At 37.7% G+C, this 25,467-nt stretch carries 19 protein-coding genes; 3 read left to right on the top strand and 16 right to left on the bottom strand.

Translation table 11 applies throughout. From position 1 onward, the window contains the following. Positions 1 to 236: 236 nt before the first annotated feature. The 3 genes from IGM13_RS00380 to fss1 all read right to left on the bottom strand — a co-directional run bounded on the left by IGM13_RS00380 (position 237) and on the right by fss1 (position 9,110). Positions 237 to 1,742: a helix-turn-helix domain-containing protein gene (locus tag IGM13_RS00380; RefSeq protein ID WP_002419422.1), complete on the bottom strand. Its 1,506-nt coding sequence runs from the start codon at positions 1,740 to 1,742 to the stop codon at positions 237 to 239. Between the two features lie 81 nt (positions 1,743 to 1,823). Then, positions 1,824 to 2,738, bottom strand: coding sequence for a diacylglycerol/lipid kinase family protein (locus tag IGM13_RS00375; RefSeq protein ID WP_002419423.1), 915 nt, complete (start codon positions 2,736 to 2,738; stop codon positions 1,824 to 1,826). A 282-nt stretch (positions 2,739 to 3,020) separates the two neighbouring features. Next, complete coding sequence (gene fss1, locus IGM13_RS00370) at positions 3,021 to 9,110, bottom strand: fibrinogen-binding MSCRAMM adhesin Fss1 (protein ID WP_152680636.1); 6,090 nt, start codon at positions 9,108 to 9,110, stop codon at positions 3,021 to 3,023. Positions 9,111 to 9,821: 711 nt separating this feature from the next. On the opposite strand from fss1, the gene IGM13_RS00365 reads away from it, so the two are divergent. Then, entirely contained in the window at positions 9,822 to 11,309 is a 1,488-nt protein-coding gene (locus tag IGM13_RS00365) for a helix-turn-helix domain-containing protein (RefSeq protein WP_002419425.1), read from the top strand. Next, positions 11,303 to 12,787, top strand: a complete 1,485-nt coding sequence (locus IGM13_RS00360) for a helix-turn-helix domain-containing protein (protein ID WP_002383479.1) — start codon at positions 11,303 to 11,305, stop codon at positions 12,785 to 12,787. The genes IGM13_RS00365 and IGM13_RS00360 overlap by 7 nt, the downstream gene beginning before the upstream one ends. A 209-nt stretch (positions 12,788 to 12,996) precedes the next feature. Here IGM13_RS00360 and IGM13_RS00355 read toward each other — a convergent pair whose 3' ends face one another. The 8 genes from IGM13_RS00355 to IGM13_RS00320 all read right to left on the bottom strand — a co-directional run bounded on the left by IGM13_RS00355 (position 12,997) and on the right by IGM13_RS00320 (position 17,891). Next, positions 12,997 to 13,176, bottom strand: a complete 180-nt coding sequence (locus IGM13_RS00355; protein WP_002381345.1) for a hypothetical protein — start codon at positions 13,174 to 13,176, stop codon at positions 12,997 to 12,999. 20 nt (positions 13,177 to 13,196) lie between these two features. Then, entirely contained in the window at positions 13,197 to 14,432 is a 1,236-nt protein-coding gene (locus IGM13_RS00350) for an MFS transporter (protein ID WP_002419428.1), read from the bottom strand. A 366-nt stretch (positions 14,433 to 14,798) separates the two neighbouring features. Then, entirely contained in the window at positions 14,799 to 15,041 is a 243-nt protein-coding gene (locus IGM13_RS00345) for a GlsB/YeaQ/YmgE family stress response membrane protein (RefSeq protein WP_002356092.1), read from the bottom strand. A gap of 23 nt (positions 15,042 to 15,064) precedes the next feature. Further along, complete coding sequence (locus IGM13_RS00340) at positions 15,065 to 15,625, bottom strand: Asp23/Gls24 family envelope stress response protein (protein ID WP_002383482.1); 561 nt, start codon at positions 15,623 to 15,625, stop codon at positions 15,065 to 15,067. A gap of 58 nt (positions 15,626 to 15,683) precedes the next feature. Beyond that, entirely contained in the window at positions 15,684 to 16,196 is a 513-nt protein-coding gene (locus IGM13_RS00335; RefSeq protein WP_002383483.1) for an Asp23/Gls24 family envelope stress response protein, read from the bottom strand. Between the two features lie 12 nt (positions 16,197 to 16,208). Beyond that, positions 16,209 to 16,400: a DUF2273 domain-containing protein gene (locus IGM13_RS00330; RefSeq protein ID WP_002356087.1), complete on the bottom strand. Its 192-nt coding sequence runs from the start codon at positions 16,398 to 16,400 to the stop codon at positions 16,209 to 16,211. 12 nt (positions 16,401 to 16,412) lie between these two features. Continuing rightward, a complete protein-coding gene (gene amaP, locus IGM13_RS00325) occupies positions 16,413 to 16,985 on the bottom strand; it encodes an alkaline shock response membrane anchor protein AmaP (protein WP_002381343.1) in 573 nt (190 codons plus the stop codon). A 12-nt stretch (positions 16,986 to 16,997) separates the two neighbouring features. Beyond that, positions 16,998 to 17,891, bottom strand: coding sequence for an SDR family oxidoreductase (locus IGM13_RS00320; RefSeq protein WP_002367586.1), 894 nt, complete (start codon positions 17,889 to 17,891; stop codon positions 16,998 to 17,000). Positions 17,892 to 18,164: 273 nt separating this feature from the next. On the opposite strand from IGM13_RS00320, the gene IGM13_RS00315 reads away from it, so the two are divergent. Then, positions 18,165 to 18,818, top strand: a complete 654-nt coding sequence (locus IGM13_RS00315) for a Crp/Fnr family transcriptional regulator (protein ID WP_002356081.1) — start codon at positions 18,165 to 18,167, stop codon at positions 18,816 to 18,818. A 41-nt stretch (positions 18,819 to 18,859) separates the two neighbouring features. On the opposite strand, the gene IGM13_RS00310 is transcribed toward IGM13_RS00315, so the two are convergent. The 5 genes from IGM13_RS00310 to ruvA form a co-directional block, all read right to left on the bottom strand. After that, positions 18,860 to 19,777 (bottom strand): helix-turn-helix domain-containing protein, encoded by a 918-nt coding sequence (locus IGM13_RS00310; RefSeq protein ID WP_002419429.1) that lies wholly within the window; start codon positions 19,775 to 19,777, stop codon positions 18,860 to 18,862. Positions 19,778 to 20,322: 545 nt separating this feature from the next. Beyond that, entirely contained in the window at positions 20,323 to 22,662 is a 2,340-nt protein-coding gene (gene ygjK, locus IGM13_RS00305; protein ID WP_002419430.1) for an alpha-glucosidase, read from the bottom strand. Between the two features lie 178 nt (positions 22,663 to 22,840). Further along, complete coding sequence (locus tag IGM13_RS00300; protein WP_002370615.1) at positions 22,841 to 23,539, bottom strand: N-acetylmannosamine-6-phosphate 2-epimerase; 699 nt, start codon at positions 23,537 to 23,539, stop codon at positions 22,841 to 22,843. Positions 23,540 to 23,680: 141 nt separating this feature from the next. Next, positions 23,681 to 24,697, bottom strand: coding sequence for a Holliday junction branch migration DNA helicase RuvB (gene ruvB / locus IGM13_RS00295; protein ID WP_086269758.1), 1,017 nt, complete (start codon positions 24,695 to 24,697; stop codon positions 23,681 to 23,683). Positions 24,698 to 24,709: 12 nt separating this feature from the next. Then, positions 24,710 to 25,324 carry a Holliday junction branch migration protein RuvA gene (gene ruvA, locus IGM13_RS00290; RefSeq protein WP_002367580.1) on the bottom strand — a complete coding sequence of 205 codons (615 nt, stop codon included), beginning with the start codon at positions 25,322 to 25,324 and terminating at the stop codon, positions 24,710 to 24,712. Positions 25,325 to 25,467 lie beyond the last annotated feature (143 nt).

Genomic DNA, 25,467 nt, shown 5'->3' with positions numbered 1-25,467 from the left:
ATCAAGGGTTAATAACCTACTATTTACAATAAAAAAACAAAAAAAGTGCCTTTTCGATATGATTTCCAAAGGAACCTGTGCAGGATTTATTAAAAAATAGCAAGAAAACGTCAATAGATAGGTGTTAATCACCTATCTATTGACGTTTTCTCTTTGTCTTTTTTTACTTTTCAAAAAAAATTTTTTACAATTTATCGAACATATGCATCAAAAAAGCCCATTTTTTTGATTTTTTATTAAAGTGACCTAGTTCTTTTTTCGTTAATTTTTACTATTTTTTGGTTCAAACGATTATATTGCTCAAACGTTAACTCACTTGAAAGTAAAAAGATCTCTGGATGCCCTGTTTCCACATCTGTCAAAGAAGTCACTAATAGTAAATCAATATTTTGCCAGTCTTCTTTGCTTGCTTCACTGTATCGTAAAACTTCCAATGCATAAAATCGACGAAAATTATTTTCAATCGAGAGTTTCACCCGTTCTTCTTCTAGCACTGGCAAGCCTGATTTTAACCCTAAAACAATTTTTTGTTCACGATGAATTAAATCATTGGAAAGCGCCAAAACACTAGAATAACGCAGAGCCAAAAATTCTTTATTTGTAAATAATTCATTGCCTGTTTGTTCGTAAAGTTGATTTAAGCCTTTGCTTAATTCTTCTAAAAGAACCGGATATTTTTCTTTGACTTTATTCCAAAAGACATTATACATTTTCACATTTTGGACATAGTAAAGTTCGGCAAATAAATGTGTAGCAAACAAATAATAAAAAATTTGCGGACGAATTTTTTCCAATTGCGGCGTCATTTGTATTTCTTCTAATAAGAAATGTTGGACTAAATGAGTCAACATATAAACAGGCGCTTCAGACTCATCAAAATGCGCTAAAATAGCTTGTGCAGTGGCTTCGTCTTGATAAAATTGGTCATTGGCTAACAAGAAAAAGTACACAAAAGTTAAATCGTTTTTATTAAGGAAAAGGGTTGTAGCTGTCATCTCTTCTATAAAGGCTTGGTAATGTTTATTTCCTTCTAAATAAGTTTCTTGCTCGGCTGAAGGTCGGTATTCAGCACCTTGCGCACTCCGGACTTTTGAGATAGCGACCATATACTTAACTCGGCGTAACACCGTTTCCGCAACTTCTACGTTGAAAAAAGCCATCACTTTTTGGACAGTTTGTGCGACTTCCGTTTCTTGTATATAGTCAAAAGGCCACGTATCACGGATTAAGTCCATAAAAATAGTGTAAGCAAAATGGCGCAAATATGCTTCATTGCCTTCAATTTTCCAGGTGCTTTTATTAATCACTAACCCCAATGGCGCTAAAATTTCTGTAAACCCTTTGAGCAAGCGCCGAATCGTGGCATCACTGGTATGATATTTTGTTGTCGCTGGCACAATCCCATTAAATCGCCCCCAGAATAAATCTTCCATTACTTGATAAGTTAAACTATCTTGAAAAATTGCTGTATAAAGTTTCTGGAAGGCTTGGCTAGACGCCAAGTTCAAGCGATAGCCATGCCCCTTTTCAAAAGCCAAAGAAACATCATTATCTACGGCATAATACGTAATGTCATCTTTTAGAAGCTCTACGTATTTTTTGACTGATTTTTTGTTTAATTGTAATTCTTCTGCTAACTCATTGATGTCAATCCAACCTTCATTAATTGGCAAGTTTCTTAAAATAATAATTTTAGAAACGACATCTGTATCGAATATATCAACATATTCATCCCATTTCACTGTTCACTCAACTGCCTCTCTTCTGTTCTATTGTACACAAAATGAGAAATCTATTCCACGAAAAAATAACAGTTGTTTCTTTTATTCTTTCGTAGATGTGGACGTTTCAGGAACAAACACGTTGAGTCCCCCAGCTTCCACCGTTACTTTAATCGGTAAATCATCGGTAGGATCGCCATCTGTTCGTGTTTGGACTTTCTTGTCTTTTTCGCCCCTAATTTTAAATTGACTCCCAGAGAAATACACGACACCAGGAATTTCATTTAATTGTCCTCTGATAATTTTAGGTAAGTAATAGACAAACTTGTAAAAAACTAACTTAGGCAAAATGATAATGTGCACTTCGCCGTCATCTGGCGTGGCATTGGCATCGAAATTGGTAAAGCCACCAGCAGAATTTGTCATGGTCATCGTTAATAATTGGGCTTTGCCATGCCAACGTCTTTCATCGCCATCAATTTTTAGTTTGTACTTTTTCTTTTTCACTAATAAGCGGAAAAATTGCTTTGTAAAGGCTAACGGACCATATTTTTGTTTCTCCTGTTGGGTCACATTCGCTGCTGTGTCCGCTAATAAGCCAATCGTTAAGGTTGAAATCATTACATCTTGATTTACCATCCCAAAGTCAACTGGTGTTGTCTTACCTGCCAAAATGGTTTCAAAGGCATCTTCTTCTTTCAAAGGAATACTTAACACACGCGCAAAATTATTGACTGTTCCGCCTGGAATAATCCCTATTTGATAGTCACGAATGGTGTCTTTAAAATTTTGAACGGCATGATGAATGGTCCCGTCACCACCAATGACGACCAAGACACCCACTTGATTTTCTTTGGCATTTTTCCGCATTTCTTCAGGATCAATGTCTGGATTGGAAGGTTGCAAAATAACCGCTTCCCCTTTCGCTTCTGCAGCTTTTTTAAAGCGTTCTGCAATCTCTTTACTTTCACTACTTCCTGAAGTTTCGTTGTATAAAACCATCATCTTTTTCATCATTCTATCCTCATATCTCTAACTAAATTTCTTGCACATGTAAAGTGTACAATATTTTAGCCAAAATACCTAAAGATAGCATCGAAAAATAAAGGCTGAGGCACAAGCGGTTTGCTCCAAGAACTCAGTAAGTTCTGTTCAAAGGCTAAACTGCGATGAAGGCTTACATGAGAATGTCAATAAGAAGGAGCTACTTTTGTTCAGTTGATTAGCTTAAGATGGAAAAAAATAGGCCATCCGTCCTTTCGACGGATGACCCACTCTCTGTTTTTTTATGGCTTTAGCTTATTTCTTGCTCTTTTTATAAAAGAGCCAACTTGCCAAACCGACCAACAGGAGGCCGATAAAGACAAAGAAGTAATTGACTTGTGTGTTGGTTTTCGGTAAACCAAGCCAACCTGTCTCTCTAGCTGCTTGTTTCGTTGTTGGCTGATTTGGTTTTATTTTTTTGGATACAGGTTGTTTCTCGTTAACAAACGTGCCCGCATCCACGAGTTCAGGTTTGTCTTTCGCTGTTGCTGCAATAGTAAATGCGACAGCTTGCTTAGACAGTTGGTAACCATCCGGTGCTTTTGTTTCCACAAAGGTATATTTTCCTGGTTGTAAGTGGTTCACTTGAACTAACCCTTGGTTGTCAGAACGTAATGAACGAGCGACAGTTTTCCCTGTCTCTGCATCCGTCACTTTAAATTCAGCGCCTGCTAAGGCATTCTTTTGCTGGTCAATTTTCACCAGCTTGGCAGCACCTTGGTAATTAATAAAAGGTGCTTTAAGTACCACAGTGGCTGGTTTGCCTTGGTTGTCTTTCGCAATCGTAAAGCTTGCGCTTGGCGTTTCATTAAGAAGATAGCCAGTTGGCGCTTGTGTCTCCACAAAACGATACGTTCCCGGTGCTAAATTTTTCGCAATGACTTTGCCTTGCTTGTCGGACATCAGATTGGTTTGTCCAGCCACGGTTTGCCCTGCTTCATCAATGACCTTAAACACCGCACCAGCCAATGCTTCACCTGTTTCGTTTTCTTTGGTTAATTGAGCAGTTCCTTGATAATTGATAAGATCGCCTAAAGCAATTGGCTGCTCTTTTCCTAATTGGGCGGTTACATCAAATGGATGTGGCGTTGTGTCTAACAGATAGCCTGTTGGTGCTTTCGTTTCCACTAAAACGTAATGCCCTTCATTCAGCCCTTTAGCGTAAATTTCGCCAGTCTTATCCGTTGTTATTTCAGAAACTTTTTCTCCTGCACGATTCAAGAATGTGATTGGTGAACCTTGGGGCTGATTCTGCTCATCGGCATTGTAAATTGCAAAAACTGCACCCGCTAAGGTTTGACCTTGCTCGTTGACTTTACGTCCCGTTACTTCCGCTTGATAATTTACAAACTCTAACTCATCTAGTGGTTGTTTATCATTTGAATTCTTCTTCACTACAAAATAAATGGGTTGTTTATTGACGATATAGCCATCCGTTGCATCTATTTCATCTAATTCATAGCTACCAGCGCCTAAATCGTCCATAGCCAATGAACCATCTTTTTCAGCAGTTACTTCTCTTTCAAAGATTTTTTCCCCATTTTCGATTCGATACAATTTAAAAATCGTTCCTGGAAGTGGGTTCGCATTGGCATCGATTTTCTTAAAGACAGCACGTCCTTTGAAATTGGCGAAGGCCCCTAATTGGAAGATCTCCGGATCACCTTTGAAATCACCACGAATTTCTACTTTTACTAATTCAGGATAAATAATATACTCTGAGCCATCTGGTAATTTTGGTGCTTTGATTTCTTTGTAATAATAGGTACCTGGCGCCAAGTCTCTAAAGATAATTTTGCCATCTTTGCCACTCGTTGCTGTAATCCCTAATGATTGTTTATTGTGATCATATAATTCAAAAACAGCGCCTGCTAATGGTTGGTCTGCGCTATTCGTTTTCACGATTTGGAAAGCCCCTTTGTAGTTCACAAAGTTGTCACTAGCAACCACGACCGCTGGTTCACCAGCATTTTTCTCAGCAATTTCAAATGGGACTGGCGTGGTATTTAACAAATAGCCTGTTGGCGCTTTGGTTTCTACAAAGCGATATTTACCTGGGGCTAAGTGCTCTGCAACAATTTCCCCTTGATTATTGCCTGTTTGAATCGTTTGTCCCTTCGCATCGAGCACTTTAAATGTCGCACCACTTAACAAGTGTCCCTTCACATCTTTTTTGATTAATTTAGCTGCACCTTGATAGTTAACAAAGTTAGCCGTTGCTATAACTGTTGCTGGTTTGCCCCGATCGCTTGCTGCAATCGTGAAAGTACTTGGTTCAGTGTTTAAAAGGTACCCTACTGGCGCTTTGGTTTCCACAAATTGATATTTGCCTGGGGCTAAATCCGTCACTGTGACTTTTCCGTCTGCATCCGAAACTAAGTGTTCTCGAACCACTTGTCCTGTGGCATCAAGGACCGAAAATTCAGCACCTGCTAATGGATTGCCTGCTTGATCTTTTTTAATTAGTTCAGCAGAACCTTGGTAATTAAGCATTTTGACATGAACATCACGAATTTGTCCGCTCGTGTTTTGTGTCACGATGAATCGTTTTGGTGTAGTGTCTAAAAGATACCCTGTCGGTGCTTCGATTTCTGTGAACTGATAAAGCCCTGGTTTTAAACTATCCACCTCTAACTGGCCATTTGCGTTGGTTCGATCCGGCGCAAGGGGAACTTCTTCCCAATGAGTAAACGGCGTGGTTACGGCATGCTCTAATTTAAAGCGTGCATTGACTAATTTTTTGCCCTTCTCATCTGTTTTTTCTAAAATTACTTTATTGACATCGTTTTTAATAATAGTTGGTTGTGCACCATCTGCTGAAGTTTCTTCATCAATAGTAATGACTCGGCCTTTAGCTAATTCGTCCGAAACTGTATAACCTTCTGGTGCTTTCGTCTCCACCAAAATGTATTGCCCTTGCGGCAACCCACCAAATGTGATAACCCCAGTGGCGTCTACTGTACCTTCACGTAGGACTTGTGTTTTGGCTTGGTCCCAAATTTGGAAATGGGCACCTGCTAAAATAGTCGTCCCATCCATGGCTGTTTTCTTCAGCTGAATTTTGCCTTTGGTCCCTGTGGCATGCCCGCCACTGTGATCGATGTCAACGACCACATCGCCATTGTCATCTCCATGAACGACTTCTGAACCATTTCCAGTAATTGACACTTGGTTGGATACCGTGTCTGTACTCCCCGCCGCTGAAGAAGTCACTAAACTACGATATTCCATATAATAAGGTGCTTCAATATGGGCCATTTTAACGACAATTTTTTGTTGTCCTGTTTCATTATCGGTGGTAACTTCCAGTGTGTAATCTTTTCCTTCTTCTAAAATAACAGATTTATCTGGCGTAATCGTTCCGTCTTCTGTTACGTTGGTACCGTAAATCACCAATGACTCGGGATCTAACACTTGGTTTGGTGAGGGTGTATCAGTGATAACCACATCGTCTAAAACCGATTGGGCGCCATTGATCATTACATGCCAGTACACATGATCTGGATCATCTTTGTGGTATTCGCCACCTTTTTTCACTGATTCGCCACCATGTTGAATAGAAACTTTTCCTGTCACATCACGTGAAGAACCTTGGTTTGTATAAGATGCGGTATTGTCATAGCTAGCCGAACCTTCGATAACTTTTTCATCAACAGACGTCTTAAATTCAATCACATACGTACGACTATCATTAGGAAAGTCAACACGCCAAGTATTTTTGTTTTTCTCGCTTGGTTCTTCCATTTTGATATCCGTCAACGGTTGCGTTGGTTTCACTTTTTCAACCGAACCATCTGGCTTTGTATTGCCTTCATAGACTTTCAAGCTCCCAGCCAAATAGGTTTGATTGGCTAAAATTGGATCCGTCAAAAAGGCGTCAACTAAACGGTTATTACTTAAATTCACCGCAATCGTCCAAGTGATTTCTTTAGTGACGGCATTGTAAACACCACTTTTTTGCGCATTTAAATCAAAAGCAGGTAAAGGTTTAAACGGTTTATTATCCTCTGAGTGATGATTGTTTCCTGCTTCATCCATCCAATCAATGGCAGCGGTATTTCGGTAATGGTCCAATGCAGGGTTGTTAGCATCTAACTCGGTAACATCGAAAAAGGTATTGTAGGTTACGTAAAAGGCATCACTTGTTTTGGCATACGCCCCCATGAAACTTAACTTAAAGCCTGTTTCACCTTCTGCATTACGAGTTATTTCTACCATGTAATCTTTACCTAACGTCAACTGAGCACCAGTAGTTGTATCTTTAACAACCAACGAATTGGGTACCATAGTTAAGCCAGGAACTGGTTCGTATGTGTCCGTAATCACGGCATTTTCCATCAAATAATTATTTTGATTCACAGCTAACGTCCAACCAATCGTTGAATTTTGATAATCCACTGCACCAGTGTTTTTAATAATATTTTGTTGATTGGCTGTGCCATCACCTTCTGAATGCTGACCAGTGCCGACATCCACACGATTATTCACGGCAACATCGCCTTCGACAATTCCATCAACTTTGGTTTTATAATCAATCTTGACTGCGCCAGTCACATCATGCAAAAAGTCAATCACAAAGGAGCCATCATCGTTAATTACCACTTTGTAATCTTTTCCTTCCACAAGTTCTGCTCCAACGACTTCATTTCCTTTGTCATCAAACGTCACTGAATATAAATGTAAAGAATCTGGTTCAAACGTTAAATTATCCCCCATTGTGTCTGTAATGACTGCTTGGTCTTTTGGAATGGTTTGTTCGCCATAGTTGTAGTTAATTTCCCAAGTGAATTCTTGATTGGTTTCATCGTAATCTATATTGCGCTTGTCTAGCATTTTGCCATATGTGGCGGTAACGGTTGCTTCAGCATCTAACCCATTTGGATTATTATCACTTTTTAACGTCGCCTGATTTTTAAAAGGCACATCACCCCCGCCATCTGGAATAACCGCCTCGTCAATCGTCGTTTGGTACTCAAGACGATACGCTTTATTCGTGTCACCTTTAATTGTCACATTGCCATTTTTATCAACGGTATATTCATCTGGACTAAGTTCGCGACCCACTTCTTTAATTGTTCCATCAAGATTCATCACTAACTCATAGACTTTCACTGACTTAAAGGTATTCCCTGTTGGCCACGTTTCCGTCACAGTTGGATTTGTTTGATCTTTCATCGCTTGATTGATATCTACCGTCCAAGTAATCGCACTAGGATTGGGCGTTCGATCAAAATGGCCTTGTTTATCAATTTGTTGTTCGGTATCCGGGACAATCGGAATCACTACAGGCGGCAAATCTTCTTGCGTAGGAATATCAATCACCCAGTCTCCTGGGCCTCGACCATCTGAATCATTCAAATGAGTATCTAAAGAAAAGTCCCCGTGAATGTCACTTTCAGACGTGATGCGCTCATTAAAGGTAAAACGAACCGTACCATCTTCACTAATTGTGTAGGTTCCATAGACATTGCCTTCCGTATCAACTAAATCACCTGAACCTGGTTTATTAGGTTTCAAATTGCCAGGTAATTGAAACTCGAAGTAATCGCCTGCTTTCATTTGTTCCCGCACATCTTCTGGAATCGACCAGTTAAAGTTCCAATGGATGGTCACATCTTCTTTGTACGGTGGTGTTGCTGGTGTGCCATCAGGATTTAAATAAATCGGATCCTCAAAATTATCGATAATCGTTGTTTCATCACCTGTAAAATAGTCATTGATATCTGTTGGTCCTGCTACACGTGGTTTGACAGTTGTCGATTCAGTTGTTTTACTTTCTGTCGCTTTTGTCGTGCTGGCGACAGTTTCTTCGGACGAACGAGGAACAGAGGAGTTTGCAGATGCTTCTTCTGTTGAACCTTCATTCGCTGTTGTGACTGTAGAACTCGTGATTGTCGTTGATTCTGTCGGATCAGTACCAGTATTTAACGTCAACGCTCGTTGTTGTTGTCCATAAGAAAACGTCACATCTTCTGTAGCTGTGAGGTTCAACGTTAAGACTAACGTATCTGCTAACGCTTGCTGATTCAATTCAATTTGAATCTGTTTCTTCTGGTCATCCACTTGAATCTTGCGCGTATTATTGGGCGCTGCCCAATGTGCAGCTTTGATTGACACATTGGTACTGTAATGCACTACAACCTCTTGTGTTGCTGGTTGTGCTTTTCCTTGAAGCGCTAAGGTCATTTCTTGCTGACTGGTTTGCGTCACTTCTCCTAACGTTAGCTGGCCATCGCTGTTAACATCTTCCGCCAAAGCCATGAGTGGTGTGCCGTAATTTAAAACAAGTAACAAACACATCAACCCATAGAGCCAACGGTTTACCATTGGACCATTCTTTCTCATTTCTTTCATCCTTCCTCTACTAACGACACATAGAAGAGAACGTTCACTTCGTACCAATTTTTTATTTTAAGCCAAATAAGTGAGTGCTCTTCTGTTGTCTTTCTTCCTTGCTAAAACAGACAGCCAACACGCCTTTTCTTTTTATCTCCTCAAAACGCAGTCTTACTTCGAATGCGGATTCATTTTTTGCTTATTCCTATAGACTCTTCTATAAGAATAAGAAGAGTATAACGAGATTTTTCAGCAAAAATTATCAACAACTTCTCCTCCAAATAGAAAAAGTTGATGAAATGCTAAAAACCCTTTTCACCTTTATAAAAACACTCCCTTAATCCTTTCTTATTTGTACTAGTCCTTCTTCCACTATACCGTTTTTTTTAAACTTTTTCACAAGAACTGCTTAGACAAAAAAGCCTATTTGTATAAGCTATTTAAGCTAAAAAAACAACAGACTTAAATTGTCATTTTTGTTATTTAAATGTTTTATATAAACCATTTGTTTTTCTTAATAATTTGTTTCTCTATCATTTTTTGTCCGCTTTTTCTTTTATTTGACACATTCAGTTCTTCTTGATTTTTAAGAATAGATACAGTAGCATAAGAACAACTAGTTCTTTCACTAACAATTATCGAATGTTACTTAGAAAAGAATGTTCTATCTGTATTATCTGAAAAATCAAACAATCGTAACCAATTAGAAAGGTGGTTATTATGCATAACTTATTAACCAAGCAGGAAATTCAGTTGCTTTCCCTAATTGAATACTTGTATGACAGTAAAGAAAAAGTCCCCATGCAAGTACTCCGGCGAAAATATGAATTTTCCCATTACAATATCAATAATTTATTGAATCAATTAACTTTATTAATTTCTCGAGTCAATACACATGAAAATGTACATATTCGCATTATTAATAATCAACAGTCCATAGAATTAGTCGCCGATGAAAATATCCCGATTGAGTTAATGAAAGAAGCCGTGGTCCGCGGGTCGTTAACCTATATGTTAGCCTTAGATTTACTTTTAAAACGTTACACTTCAGCCAAAGATTTTTGTGAAGAGCATTTCATTAACTTTTCTATTTTTAAACAAGTTAGTGACCGTTTAAACAATTATCTAGCTAGATTTAATTGTTATTTAAACTTAAAAAGGCGAGAAAAAATTTGTGGTGCTGAAAAAGATTTTCGCAGTTTCTTTTACTCTCTATTTTTCATTTCAGGAACGTCTCTCGTTCCTTTTTTATCTAAAACCAATCAAGCGCAATTACAGAATTTTATTGAAATTATCAAAAACCGTTATCCTTACTTTACATATACCGATTTACGCAAATTAAAATTAATTATGTCCATAGGTTTACTCCGTTATCAATCTGATTTTACAATCAGCGATTATCCTGAAATTGCGGCAATCAATTTAGCCATTCCTTATTCAGAATTTCAATTATTAGTGAATGATTGTTTTATTAATGAACAACAAGAACCCGACACTTGGCGGGCTGAAATTCGTTTCTATTATGATTTTTTCAGTACATTAACGATGTACTCGCTTGAACAAATGGAAACCATTAACTTTGCTAACTTAGCAATCATGGGAATGGATAACAGTCCCCACGTCACTTGGATTTTTGAAAAATGTACGCAATTACAGTTGGATTTAAGCGCAATAGAAGTTGTCTTTTTGTTGGTTAATTTATCCAATGCCAGTGAGCGTCTCATCCATTTTCCTGTGGAAGAGGAGTTGAGTTACGAAATTGCTAATGTCTCTTTGTATGAAAAGCAATACCCAAACGTTTCACGAACAACTAACTATTTCTTAAAGCGTTTGCCTTTTGACAAAGAGCACCCACTAGATGCGTTATTTAAAGAAACCATTTTTTTAATTATTCGGAGTGTTTTATTAAACAAACAAATTCCGGTTAAAATTTTGCTTCATTCATCTATTAATCAAATACAAGAAAATTGGTTAGCAAAGGAAATCAATAATTATTGTGATGTTCCTTTGAAATTCGTCAATCATATTCAAGAAGTGCCTGACTTAGTCATTACCGACAAAAACAATCCACTTTTCCATGCCAGTAAAACCTTTTATTGGCATCCTGTTCCTTATTTAGACGAATACCATAACTTAAAACAAGTCGTCCGCAAAATTTATTTTGCCAAATTACGTGGGGAAAATAGTTTGGAGGGAATTGGATGTTAACAGAGTTACTTGATGTACCTTATCGTAAAAGTTTTGCTCTTTTAGAAGAGTTACTCGAACGTCGTGAAGCAGAAGAACAAACATTGGCGATTTCTACTTTAGCCACCCAATTAAAAATGCAACAAACTACCATTCTACAGTCCGTGGCTTTGCTCCAAACAGAAATTGAAGAAAACGGCTGGGAGAACTTATTTTCTTTATCAGCAACTGCCAAAGAAATCACATTTTGGTTTGCACCCTATTTCCAACTGTCGTTTTTGATGCCCTACTTTGTCAAAAAAAGTTTCGCGTATCAAGTGCTGACCTATGCCTTTAACCATAATGCAATTGATAGCAAACATTTTGAAAAAGTTTTAGAAATTTCTTCGTCAACCTTTACACGAAAAATTGGTCAACTAAACCAATGGCTCCAAAAATATCAGATTGAAATCAATTTAAAACGTACCAACGTGTTGGTGGGCAAAGAAAAAGATATTCGGATTTTCTTTATGATGCTTTTTTGGAACAATTACTCTGAAGAGGATTGGCCATTGCACACAATCACAAAAAAAGAAGTCCATAGTCTCTTTCGACGTTTAAAACATTCTGTTTCTTTCAATACAACACAAGATTTTACAAAAGACTTGATTTTTTCTGCGGTGATTTTAGCGCGTTGGAAAGAGGGCTTTTTTATCAAAGAAACTTTCGTAGAGGAAGAAGCGATTGTTAATCCCTTTGTTAATCTGAATGAATTTGAATTATTTTTTAAAGAAGAAGCCTTACACCAAGTTCCAACAAAATTTATCCAAAAAGAAGGCCTTTTTGCCTTTTTCTTATTGACGATTAGTGTCAGCTACGCCACACAAGATATCTTGGAAATTCCAGCAGCACGGATGCATATGGTCCAACTATTAGGCTCGCCCATTAAAGAGATCATTTATCAACTGACGTCTTTTTATCAAATTAAATTGACATTTCACGAGTATCTTTATCTGTATACTTCTATCCAAAATTTAAGTGTCTTTTTTAAAACCTTTGTCACGATTGCCAATCCATTTGTGCAAGAAAGCTTTTTAAAAGAAGCACTTCAAAAAAATCCGAGTCTCTACAAAGATGTGAAGCGACTTACAATTGAAATGCTTCCAACATTGATGGGCAATGAAAAATTGTTAGTTGACTGCTTGTTTATTCTTTTTTGTACACTGAAAACGAAATCTTTACCACCGATTCGTGTCTTAGTACGGACCAACCAAAGTAACTTAATTTTAGATACCCTTTACGAAAAGCTAAGTAAAGCCGTGGATAAAAAATTAATTTTTGTCGCTTCACCAGAAAAGCCTTTCGATGTAATTATTACAAATATCTTTTCAGAAATTAGTGTCAAATCAACGATTCCTACTTATTATGTTGATTTTTCCGCTAGCATTGGTGAACTAGCGCAGAGCTTAGAAAACTTAAATACACAAATTGTCACCAAACAAAGTCCACGCCACTTTTAAAAGTTTTCACGTGAAACATTTTAAGTGTTAAAAATAAGCAAGAGACATAAGTTAACATAGCTTATGTTTCTTGCTTATTTACTTTAAATTAGAAAAAACGCCAAAAGGTAGCAGAAAAACTGCTACCTTTTGGCGTTTTTTACGAAAATTTTCAATGTTCCACTCTAGTGATAACGAAGCGTGGAACGTTCATTTACTAACTACTCATTTTACATGACGTTGTTATTTTCTGTCACCAATTCTAGCTCTTGCAAGTAATGATCCAAAGTCGCGTGATGTTGATCGACATCGGCTAACTCTGTTTCAATTTTAGCTAAACGCGTGTTCATGCGTTGAATTTCCGTTAGTGTTTGTTGTAAAACGTTTAAAATCCGTTCATCGTTAGGCATTGAAATCACTCCTTGTCCATTTATAGTTCTGAGCCGTGTTCAATCTCTTCAATCGTTTCAAGAGACAAATCTTTGGCATCATTTTTAGCTTTGTGGAAGACCATATATAAAATGGTACAAACGATTGGGATACAACCTGCTAAGAAGTACATTTGTTGGAATGACATAAAGTTACGTAACTCACCTAAAACGTACGGACCAACCCCTAATCCAAGGTCTAAACCGATGAAATAAGTCGATAAAGCAATCCCGATACGGTGAGGACTTGGGCTTTCTTGAAGACAAACCGCTTGGCCATTTGACATGAAGGTACCATAACCTAAGCCAATTAACCCACCTGAGACTAATAACATCCAACCAGACGTAGTCATACTTAATAAGAATAAGCCTAGTGTTAAGAAAATGTAGCTCGGATACATGACGTAGCGTTCACCTTTGACATCGAAAATCCGACCTGTTGAAGGACGTGTTAGGGTAATCACGACCGCATAGACGATAAAGAAGAAAGTGCTGACGTCAACTAAATCGATTACTTTGACATAAGAAGATAAGAAAGATAAGACACTTGAATAAGCAAGACCCATTAAAAAGGCGATAAATGTAATAAATAAAACTTTCTTTTCAACAAAACTATCAAAATTCCATTTAGATAAAGCTTCACGATGTTCAGGTGTTAACTCAATATTTTTCACTGGGAAAATGAAGCAAGCAATGGTTGTTAACAAAATTAAAATAATTGAAAAGTTAATAATGACATGGAAGTTGGAAATATTTAACAATAACATCCCAATAAATGGCCCAATGCCGGCTGCTAAACTAGTACTCAACCCATAATAATTGATCCCTTCCCCTTTTTTATTTTTAGGGATATAGGCGGTAACAATTGCGTTGGTCGCTGTCGAAACGGTTCCGTAACCAAACCCATTTAAAAAACGGACCAAATAAAGAATACCCATGCTTGGCATATACATATACGCAACAGTCGTTAAAAGATAAAACAAAGCCCCATAACGTAAGACTTGTTTGCGCCCAATCAGTTCAAGGAGTTTTCCCATGAAAAGTCGTGCAAGCAATGTCCCGATGATGTAAATTCCTGAGGCCAAACCCGCTTGACCTAAAGTAGCGTGTAAGCTATCTTGCGCAATCACCGCAATAATAACCATTAACAAATAATAAACAAGATAGACAATGAAATTAATCACTGTAATGCTGATAAAGCCTTTATTCAAAAGCTTTGTTGGTGTTTGTTCTGTCATAATTCTTTGAATTCCTCTCTCTTTTGTTCTGTTTATTTTGTGTTGCTATTTTTCAATAAAAGACCGCTATCCCCTCACTTTGATGACTTATCAAAAAATTTTCTGAAATTCATTTGCAGTTATTACTATACGAGATATCCGTTACAAAAAAATGTAAATTTGTGAATGATAAACGTTATCTACAAATAACTTCAACAAATGTTGTTGATTTTTGTTGAAAACTCAAAAATGACTAATGATTTTAATTAAAATAAGCTCTTAGCTAATTGCTCAAAATTTACTTTTCATATGATACTTCCTCATACATAGAAAAAGAAAAATAGGGCATAAGTCGAAACGACTTATGCCCTATTTTTTAAACTTTCTCTATTTTCGTCCTAAAATCCATGAAACGATGGCAACTAAAATCACTGCCCCGATAATCGATGGCACAATAGCCATCCCAGCTAAGCTTGGTCCCCATGTGCCTAAAATGGCTTGACCAATTGTTGAACCAACTAACCCTGCAATGATATTGGCAATAATGCCCATCGATGATCCTTTTTTAGTAATTGCTCCAGCGATTGCCCCAATGACACCACCGACAATTAATGCCCAAATAAAGCCCATGATTGTTTCCTCCCTTTAACCGTTTATTCTACACGTGGTTCCATATTTTCTTTGACTTGTTCTGTTCCTTTATTCACAGCTTTTTTTGCTTTTTCTGTTTGTTCAGAAGCAAATTCACCGGTACTTTTGGCAGCGCCTGTGACTTTATCTTGAACAGTTTCACTATCTTCTTCGTATTCTTCTTTTGATTTGATATCGACTACGTTAACATTCACTTCAATCACATCTAAGTGAGTCATTTTTTTCACTTCACGGCTGATTAATTCTTTCATTTTTTCGTAAATGTCTTGAATATCTTTGCCGTATTCTACCACGATATCCATATCAACAGCGACTTGTTTTTTACCAACTTCGGTATCAATACCAGCTGTGACGTTATCTGTGTTTACTAATTTTTCAGCAATATTTGAGAAAAAGCCGCCATCGACTGTCAATAGACCATCAACATTTTCTAAGGCTAAACCGATAATTTTTTGAACGACTTTATCTTCAAATGTTAATTCACCTTTGATTGCATGATTTTCTGGTGTGTGTGGTCCGTTTCCTGCTGGTTTTGGTACATTATTGAATTTTTCGTTACTCATGGTTCATTCCTCCTAGTTTCTTCTATTATTGCTTTATTTTTAATAAAATAATAACCCATTATTGAACACGAGGTGCCGTGTTTTCTTTGACTTTTGTCTTGCCTTTAGTTACCGCATGTTTGGCTTTGTTGGTTTGTTTTGACATAAAACTACCTGTCGCTTCAGCGGCGTTGCCAAGTTTATCTTGGACTGTTTCACTTTCTTCTTGGTACTCTGCTTGTGTTTTGATATCTACTACGTTGACATTGACTTCGATTACTTCCAAGTGAGTCATTTGTTGGACTTCACGAGTAATAACCTCTTTCATTTGATCATAAATGGTCTCGATATCTTTCCCATATTCGGCTACAATGTCCATATCCACTGCGACTTGTTTTTTGCCGACCTCGGTGTGAATGCCTGTTGTAACATCTTCACTGTTAATCATTTTATCTCGTAAATTCGAGAAAAAACCACCGTCCACAGTTAACAAACCGTCGACTTCTTCCAAAGCAATGCCAATAATTTTTTGGATTACTTTATCCTCAAACGTCAACTCACCTTTAACAATCGATACATTTGCATTTTCCATAGCCAAAACCTCCTATTTATGATGAAAATAATTTTTGACAATGCCTGTCTGTTCCAAATACAAACCTAGCCAAATACCTAGTCCTGTCAGGAGTACCACTAACAATGTTTTAAAGAAGCCGATTGACAGAAACAAGATTGCAAAAACCAAACCGACTAGGCCACCAATTAACGGAACGGCATATTGTTTTATCCATTCAACCATTGTACATCCCTCCTACTCCACACGTGCTTGTGTTTGCTGTTGTTGTGGTCGTTTCATTGATTGAATATCTTCAAAATGAACATCAATCGTAATCTTGTGACCAGTTCCCACCAAACGAGCAAGCCGTTCTTCCATTGTTTTTGACCAAGCTTCTGTTTGTCCAATTAAATCCGCCGTTCGTTTCAGTGTGCCTTTGACATTGACCTTAATGCGCCGTTTTGTCGCCTTTACACGAATGGTTGGTGCTTCCAGAAAGTCACTGTCTTGCAAGCTAGAGCGTACAAATCCTTCGATGGCTTTACGGTGTAACACTAACTTTCCTTGCTCTTCTTTTAATTCAAACGTGCCTTTTCTTCTTGGGAATAAAAGAATGAATAAAAATAGAAAGAGCATAATTCCTAGTAAAACCAGCGCTACCCAAAAGATTGCTTGACGTGCGTACTCGTTGTCTTGCAAGAACCATTGGACATTATCTGGTGGTTGCCAAGCTGTATCGGCTGACCAAGTGGTAATGGCCACCGCGCCAAATAATGCCATTAAAATCAGTGAACCTAGAAGCAAAAGTATTTTAACAACTTTATTCACGGAACATCCCTCCTAAAGATTAATTGCTTCTCCACCAGTTACGCCATAAACTTGAGCCGTAACATAACTTGCATCATTGGACGCCAAGAAAACATAAACAGGGGCTAATTCAGCAGGCTGACCCGCACGTTCCAGTAAAGAATGTTGCCCAAATTCTGGCAACTCTTCAATTGGTTGTCCATGATCTAACTGTAACGGTGTCCAGATTGGTCCTGGAGCCACGCCATTTACCCGAATGCCTTTTGGTGCCAGTTGTTTTGCTAAACCAACGGTAAAGTTGGCAATTGATGCCTTCGTTGCTGCATAATCCAACAAATGCTCACTGGGATTAAAGGCTTGGACGGAAGTCGTTGTCACAATACTACTTCCGGCAGGCAAGTGAGGCACTGCTGCTTTGACAATGCCAAACATCGCAATAATATTGACATGGAAAGTGTCTATCACTTGTTCCATTGGTAATTCTTCAATAGCGGCACAGGAAATTTGTTGGGCAGCATTTAAAACAAGGGTATCCAAGCCGCCTAATGCTTCACGAGCTTGTGCAACCAATTCTTCAGGTGCCTGTTTATCTCTTAAATCTGCTGGCAAAAGAAAGACTTTTCGGCCAGCTTCTCGTATATAGTGCGCCACTTCTTCGGCGTCTTTTTCTTCACCTGGGAAAAAATGTAAGGCAATATCTGCACCTTCACGAGCAAAAGCAATCGCCGCCGCTCGTCCAATCCCAGAATCACCGCCTGTAATTAATACCCGACGATTTTCTAATTTGTGATTTCCGACATAGCTGTCTTCCCCACAATCTGGTTTAGGAACCATTTTGTCCTGTAATGCGGGAGTTTCTTGATCTTGTTGCGGAAATCCATCACTATAAAATAACTTTCTTGGGTCTTTTAAGTTTGGTTCTGTCATGAAATCTCCTCCCTTTCTACTATTACCTTAATACAATTTTTTCTTTTTGAAAAATATTTGAGCACATAAAATAAAAAAAATATTTTTAATACTCATTAAGCGAAATTTTTGGCAAAATTATCTAAAAGCTGATTTTATTTTTCAAAATAGCGTTTAATTGACCTTTTTTATCAACATTTGTTATTGACATATGATGTCCAATTCGCTTAAATAAGAAGGAAGCCCAACAGGCAAAAACAAAAATATTTAGAGATAATTGAGGAGTTACCGCCAATGAGAAATGTTTTACAAGACTACTTAGATGAACATTCTTTTCGAGTCGTTGTAAAAAAGAAGAAAAATTATTTAACTTATGAAGGACTGCAAGATCGTTATGCCTATATTTTAAAAAGTGGCATCATCAAAACTAGCGTTATTTCCAAAGACGGTCGTGAATTTAATTTACGTTATATCAACAATTTGGAAATTGTTTCATTGCTACGTGATGAATATTCAGAATTTATTGATGCACCTTTTAATATTCGCATCGAATCTCCACAAGCAGAACTTTATCAAATCGACCGTGTTCAATTTTGGCGGGATATCAATAATAGTAAAGACTTGCAAATGTATGTCAAAGAATACTATCGGGACCGTTTAATGCATTCCATGAAAAAGATGCAGCAAATGTTAATGAATGGCAAATTTGGGGCCGTTTGTACACAAATCTATGAAATGTACGATTCATTTGGCGTAGAAACAGAGGAAGGTATTTTAATTGATTTCGTGGTGACCAATGAAGAAATTGCGCATTTTTGTGGGATAACTTCTGCTAGTAGCGTTAACCGGATGATGCAGCAACTAAAAGAGTTAGGGGCAATCGAACTACGTAACCGCAAAATTTTGATTAAAGATTTAGATATGATTAGAGATAACATTATTGTTTAACATCAGCACCCCCCGCAAGTTTGACCTTGCGGGGGTGTTTTTTATTTTTCAGTGACAATATTCACAGGAAATTGTCCATAATCTAAATTAAATGTCCGCCCAGCCGTCAGCTGAAGCATTTCTTTTTTCATGCCTTCCGCCAAACGTACATCGCCAAAACTTTCAATCATATCGATAACGGCGATCACTTCTTTATAGTATCTCATTTTGCCAGTGTACAGATAATACGTAAGGTTTTTTAAGTAACGTAAGTTAAAATGAATATAGTAAATTTCAGCAGGAATCGTGGTAACACTCATTAGCGCTAAATACTCCCGGGCTTTCGCATAATTTTTCTTATAAAGTTGCGCTGTAATGATATTTAGATAAAAACCATAGGCGACATTTAATGTTTGGGTATCACGTAATTCAGCATCTTTGACAGGAAACATCTGCTCAAGAATCTGAAGGACTTCGTTTTCAGAAAATAACGCTCCTGTATTAGTCACCATTTGATAATCGTAATATGTATAGTAGCTTTTGCTAGAGATAAGTGCTAGAATTGCCATTCGATCAGGTTCGTCAAATTCTGGAATTTCCTCCCAATCATTACTGAAAGTTAGCTTAATATCTGTATAAATAGACATCTCCACTGCGTTTTTGTGGGGATTGCGCTCTAATTGATAAAAGTAATGAATCAGGTTCTTTTTTTCACTTGTATTGTTCACTCCCATTTGACAACATTCAATTTGATGCATAATTTTAGATGAAGCCGTACTTCTTGTTTCAGAGACCATATGAAAAAATTCATTAAAGGTAATCCCCAGTGACTGTAATGCTGTCATTAAATCCTCGTAACTTAGCTTGGCTTCACCAATTTCGATTCTTCGATAGGTTTGTTTCCCTTTTTTTGGTAAAACATCTTTCTGAGCAATTTTTTTCTTTTTTCTAAAATACTTTAATGCCTCTAACACATCCATAATATGCTCCTTTCTATTAATAAGTTAATATTAAGTATTATTTTTTTATTAACTAAAATATAATATTTTATAAAAAATTATTTTTACGAACTTTAATATTACCAAATAATCAAATAATATATTTGTTTAAATTATTTTTTTGCACATTATAATTGTTAGACGTCAACAAATTTAAAAAAACTTTTCTAATTCGTTCTTGAAGAAACTAAGATATCTGTCTTATAATGAAATTCAATATAACTTAGAGCAGGAGGTGTCGCAATGTTTGGTTTCAATATTAGTTTATTTCTTATTACTCGGTTCCGTTAAACCCACTCTTCACTAATCATTGTACAATCAATTCCATCGAATATCTATTTCATTTTTATTAAATAACATTTTTAATAAAAGTACATATATTTTTATTTTTAGATATTTTCTTTAATTAAATGAAATATATTTATTAAAACAAATAAATTACATTCAATTAAATTCAGAAGGAAACAGATTGTAGCAAGTGAAGAAAAAAACAGCTCTTGAGTGATATTTCCTCAAGAGCTGTTTTTCTATTTTATCTCAAAAGCGGTTTGCGTTGTGGGGTTATTACTTAATAAGGTGTTTTTATACAGTAAATAGTACGCTGCTGCTGACCAACTAAAGTTTTTCGTACTTAAGCCCTTCCCTGTCAGTGGATCATAATTTTCATGAATAGGGCCTTCTCCCATCAATCCTTCGGCATGTAAGAAGAGTTTTTGTGTCATTTCTTTTGCTTCTTTTGTATAGTCATAGTTTTGAAGAGCTTCTACACCAAACAAGGCTTGATCAAGCCAAACTGGTCCTCGCCAGTATTTCGTTGCAGCAAATTTTTCATTGTCTTTGGATGCCGTTGGGAATGGCATAAAGGTATTAAACATTTCTTGATTCATCATGTTTTTCTTAACTGCCGCCGCCTGTTCTTTGGTCGCTACTTTTGCCCAAAGCGGCAACCAGCCTTCTGTTCCTTTGCCACGATTGACTAACAATTTTGTTTTCGAGCCGTCTTCATTTATTTGTAAGTCATAGAAGAAGCCCGTTTTTTCATCAAACATATTTTCTTGAATATATTTTTTTAGTTTCTTCGCTTCTTTTTGATAGTTCTTATAGTCCTCTTTTTTGCCTAGTTCTTCTGCTATCGAAGCTAAATAGCCCTTTTCAGCGTAGAGATACGCATTCAAATCCACTGATTCTTGATTAATCGAATACCCCACTACTTTTCCTTTATTTTTATTTTCAAAAACTTTAACTCCGTCATCGCCTTTGCCCACACCTTCTTTGTCAAACCGTGTAGCGTTATCCATACCACTTTCCCACGCGGCTGCTTCAATAACAGCATCATCGTCCACTTTAGGTTGGCCATTTTTATCTTTAATGATTTGATCCTTGTCGTCTTTTTGCCAGTGAGCATCACTGACCATGCTTCCATATTCTGCTATCCCATTTTTATTGTGGTCTCGGTTGGTATACCACCAATTATGATAAGCCACAAGTTTGGGATACATTTCTTTTAAAAATTCCTTATCTTTGGTTTCTTGATAAATATGCCAAACTGCCCATGAAGCCAATGGTGGTTTAGAATTTCGTTCATTCCAGTTGCCACCTTCACCACCACGCGCACTGTCTTGATTGTAAAAGACAGCATCAATGATCGCTCCTGCATCTTGTGGACGTACGGTATCATCTTTTTGAATTTGATAATCAAACAAGGCCCGCATATTATTTTTAGCTAACTCAGGATTAAAATCAGCCGTTGCTACATCCGCTTTCCACGAATCCCAAGCCCACATACCAATAAACCATTTATAAGACATGGACGGAACAATCCCGTCATGCTTAAAGGCACCTGCCGCACTTCGCCAATTGGTATTAATCGTTTCAATCGATTTGACTAGCGCATTTTGATATTCAGGAAATTCTGCTGTTTTCTTTTGATCGAACGTTTTATCTAGATACCCTTGCCACCTTTGCTTGTTCTCTTTGAAATAGCGTGCCGCATTTTTGGTATATTCGGGTGCTTGTTGTTGTTCCTTTGCCTCTTCCTCTTTTGTAAAAGTATAGCTTTCTGTCGTATAGGTGTTGTACGTTTGTTTAGGCTTCAATTCAATAGGTTCAGCGGTCGCTGTATAATTCCGATTATCAATTTTTGTTGAAACTTTATCCGCATGATGAATCGTATATTTTGTGTCTTTCGTAGCAAAATAATTCCACGTTTCTCTGACTTCACCAAAATTCACTTTAATGTCATTGTCTTTAGCAGTTAAACGAGTGCCAATATCTAAGGTTTCCGTTCCCTCTTGAATTTTGTCAAAGACCGCACCTGTCCAGCTTGCTTCAAGTGACAAGGGCTCTTCACCAGTGTTTTCAAGTGTCGTTTGGATAAGCGCCGTTCGATTGCTGACAAAAATTAAAGCTAAATGAATCGTTAGATCGTCTAATTCATAGGTTTGCTCTAGGCGCCCAGGATAATAAGACAGGTCCATGCGGTTGCTTTGGCTTAAATCATAGGTTTCTCCCGTTTTTTTATTTTTGACCGTTAATTTGTTTAAACTTGCCGCCAAGTTTACTGGATATTCTTCCGCAATAATCAATGGCCCCGCAAAACCACCCAGTAGCTCTTTATTGCTTTTTTCAGGTAAATAGTAGCCATGCCATGCACCTAAATCAGAAAAATTATTAAAATAATTGGTATCGTATACGCCATTCGTCCGTTCGGTTGGTGATGCACTCACATCTAAAACATTCGCAAATTCATCAACTTTTGTTCTTTCAACACTTGCTTGCACTTCCCCGCTTAACGCAAAACAGCTGACTACGGTGATTCCTAACGCTAACCAAGTAGACACCCGTTTTTTTTTTGATAAACCCTTCATAAAACCCCTCCCATAAAAATGATAGCGCTTTATACACTGATTTATTATCAGCAAGGACTATGCCAAACGGAGTGTATCCCTTTTCATTATTGAAAGATTCCACTTTCTCTAGAAAAAAAGCGACCGTATTGAAGTGTATTGATCAAAAAATAACAAGTGTATCGATAGTGTATTTAGTTTATGCTTGATTCTGTTTTATTTTCGTAGCTTCCACAAATTTTTCAGTAATTTTTTGCGGTCGTGTAATAACAGATCCCACCACCACGCTATAAGCACCTAGCTCCAGAACACGTTGGACTTTTGCTGGCGTATCAATCATTCCTTCTGCAATGATTGGTGTAGTAAAATGCTTCTTTGCTTCTCTTAACAGTTCAAAATCATTTTGTTCAATCCGCTGATTTTCACTTTGCGGCGTATAGCCGACTAACGTTGTGCCAATATAATCAAAGCCTAACTCCGCCGCTTCAATCATCTCTTCCAGCGTGGAACAATCCGCCATCCATTCTTGGTTAGGATACTTTTCTTTTATTCTTTTGAAAAATGTGGCTAACGTTTCGCCATTTGGTCGTTTCGAATGGGTTGCATCGAGAGCGATAATTTCTGGCTGAACAGCCATTAATTCATCTACCTCACGCATAGTTGCGGTAATATATACTTCTGCGTCAGGATAATCTCGTTTAATAATCCCAATGATTGGTAAATCTACCTCTTTCCGGATTGCTCGAATGTCTACCACAGAATTTGCTCGAATGCCTTTAGCCCCTCCTTGTTTAGCGGCCAAAGCCATCTTGGACATGATAAAAGAACTATGCAACGGTTCGTCTGCCAACGCTTGGCAAGAAACAATTAATGCCCCTTTGATTTCTTTATTCAACATTGATCCCTCCAATTTAAAAGCGATTACAAACACAGTATACCTACAACAGCTGAAATATGCCACTCTCCCAAATAAGAACAAACGTTTCACGTGAAACAAAAGAAAGCAAGCGGTTAAGGCTTGCTTTCTTTTGACTTATTTTTAATTTTTATGACCCTCTAAATAATCATACCCAAAATGTGCATACGCAAATGGCGTTGCAATTCGTCCTCGTGGTGTTCGTTTAATGAAACCTTTTTGAATAAGATAGGGTTCATACATATCTTCCACCGTTTCGGTTTCTTCACCGATATTTACAGACAAGGTACTTAAACCAACTGGACCGCCGCCGTATAAATCAATCATTGTTTTCAACAATTTTTGATCGACATAATCCAAGCCTTGATGGTCCACTTGCAGCAAGGTTAACGCTTTGTCTGCAATCGCTCGGTCGATTTTGCCATCTGATTGGACTTGAGCAAAATCACGGACACGTTTTAACAAACGGTTAGCAATTCGGGGGGTCCCTCTCGAGCGGCGCGCAATTTCAAAGGCACCTTCCTCAAAAATCTCCGTTTGAAAAATATCCGCGGAACGGAGAACGATTTCTTTTAAATCCTGCTCTTGATAATACTCCATGTGAGAAATAATCCCAAAACGATCTCGTAATGGCGCTGAAAGCATCCCTGCCCGTGTGGTAGCTCCCACTAAAGTAAAAGGCGGTAACGGAAAATGAACGGGATGTGCCGTGGTTCCTTGACCGACCATGATATCAATGTAAAAATCTTCCATTGCGGAATACAGCATTTCTTCCGCCACTCGCGGCAAACGATGAATTTCATCGATAAATAACACATCACCAGGCTCTAATTCGTTCAAAATAGCGACTAAATCTCCCGCCCGTTCGATGGCTGGTCCACTTGTGGTACGAATGTTCACATTCATTTCATTGGCGATGACCATCGCCATTGTCGTTTTCCCTAAACCTGGCGGACCATAAAGAAGGGTATGATCCAACGCTTCATTCCGATTTTTCGCCGCTTCAATATAAATCGTTAGTTCTTGTTTTACTTTGTCTTGACCAATATATTGTGCTAAAAATTGTGGACGTAACGATTTTTCAATTGAAGCTTCTGCTTCTTGACTTGCAGCTGAAAGCAACCGTTCTTCTTCTGTCATCGTTATTCCTCCTTAGCGTTTCATCATGAATTTTAACGCATTGCTTAAATAAACATCTGTCGTTGTCTCACCTAACGCTTCCAATTGCTTAGTGATGCGCTTAATCTCTCGGTCACTGTAGCCTAGGGCACTTAATGCTTCTAACGCTTCTGCCAATGCTTGATTGCTTGTTGTCACCGCTTCGGTTGCGGTCATGGCCGCAACCGCTGCTTCGGAAGACTCTAATTCGCCTAATTTTCCTTTTAAATCTAAAATCATTTGTTGGGCTGTTTTCTTGCCAACACCTGGGAACTTCGTTAAATATGTAACATCTTCCCCTTCAATTGCATTGATTAAACCACCATGATCAGCCACAGAAGCCATGATAGCTAAGCCACTTTTAGGGCCAATTCCAGAGACACTGATTAATTTTAAGAACAATTGTTTTTCATCTAAACTGCCAAAACCAAATAAAAGTTGTGCATCTTCCCGCACGACTTGGTGAAGATATAGTTTAATATCCGTATCCATTTTTCCTGAATAGCGATACGGGTTATCGACTGAAATCTGATAGCCAATGCCATTTGTTTCAACGACAATATAGTATGGGCTAACAAACGTTACTTTTCCAATAATATATTCGTACATGTTGTCACCTTTCCAATTGCTGATTGCGTACATATGTTCCATTTTAACACAAAGCATCAAAAAGCCATAGTGGAGAATTTTTTATCATCGACCTTGGCTACATCTATTTGTTACTTTTCGCTCACTAGGGAATTAAAAAGTGC

It is taken from the genome of Enterococcus sp. DIV0561 (genome assembly GCF_050539875.1).
GTDB classification, from domain to species: domain Bacteria; phylum Bacillota; class Bacilli; order Lactobacillales; family Enterococcaceae; genus Enterococcus; species Enterococcus faecalis.
This window is presented reverse-complemented; position numbering and strand designations above follow the sequence as displayed.

Coding starts and splice junctions, on each gene's coding strand:
- IGM13_RS00375 (WP_002419423.1), bottom strand. CDS start 2,738: ATGATGAAAAAGATGATGGTTTTATACAACGAAACTTCAGGAAGTAGT.
- fss1 (WP_152680636.1), bottom strand. CDS start 9,110: ATGAGAAAGAATGGTCCAATGGTAAACCGTTGGCTCTATGGGTTGATG.
- IGM13_RS00365 (WP_002419425.1), top strand. CDS start 9,822: ATGCATAACTTATTAACCAAGCAGGAAATTCAGTTGCTTTCCCTAATT.
- IGM13_RS00360 (WP_002383479.1), top strand. CDS start 11,303: ATGTTAACAGAGTTACTTGATGTACCTTATCGTAAAAGTTTTGCTCTT.
- IGM13_RS00355 (WP_002381345.1), bottom strand. CDS start 13,176: ATGCCTAACGATGAACGGATTTTAAACGTTTTACAACAAACACTAACG.
- IGM13_RS00350 (WP_002419428.1), bottom strand. CDS start 14,432: ATGACAGAACAAACACCAACAAAGCTTTTGAATAAAGGCTTTATCAGC.
- IGM13_RS00345 (WP_002356092.1), bottom strand. CDS start 15,041: ATGGGCTTTATTTGGGCATTAATTGTCGGTGGTGTCATTGGGGCAATC.
- IGM13_RS00340 (WP_002383482.1), bottom strand. CDS start 15,625: ATGAGTAACGAAAAATTCAATAATGTACCAAAACCAGCAGGAAACGGA.
- IGM13_RS00335 (WP_002383483.1), bottom strand. CDS start 16,196: ATGGAAAATGCAAATGTATCGATTGTTAAAGGTGAGTTGACGTTTGAG.
- IGM13_RS00330 (WP_002356087.1), bottom strand. CDS start 16,400: ATGGTTGAATGGATAAAACAATATGCCGTTCCGTTAATTGGTGGCCTA.
- IGM13_RS00320 (WP_002367586.1), bottom strand. CDS start 17,891: ATGACAGAACCAAACTTAAAAGACCCAAGAAAGTTATTTTATAGTGAT.
- IGM13_RS00315 (WP_002356081.1), top strand. CDS start 18,165: ATGAGAAATGTTTTACAAGACTACTTAGATGAACATTCTTTTCGAGTC.
- IGM13_RS00310 (WP_002419429.1), bottom strand. CDS start 19,777: ATGGATGTGTTAGAGGCATTAAAGTATTTTAGAAAAAAGAAAAAAATT.
- ygjK (WP_002419430.1), bottom strand. CDS start 22,662: ATGAAGGGTTTATCAAAAAAAAAACGGGTGTCTACTTGGTTAGCGTTA.
- IGM13_RS00300 (WP_002370615.1), bottom strand. CDS start 23,539: ATGTTGAATAAAGAAATCAAAGGGGCATTAATTGTTTCTTGCCAAGCG.
- ruvB (WP_086269758.1), bottom strand. CDS start 24,697: ATGACAGAAGAAGAACGGTTGCTTTCAGCTGCAAGTCAAGAAGCAGAA.
- ruvA (WP_002367580.1), bottom strand. CDS start 25,324: ATGTACGAATATATTATTGGAAAAGTAACGTTTGTTAGCCCATACTAT.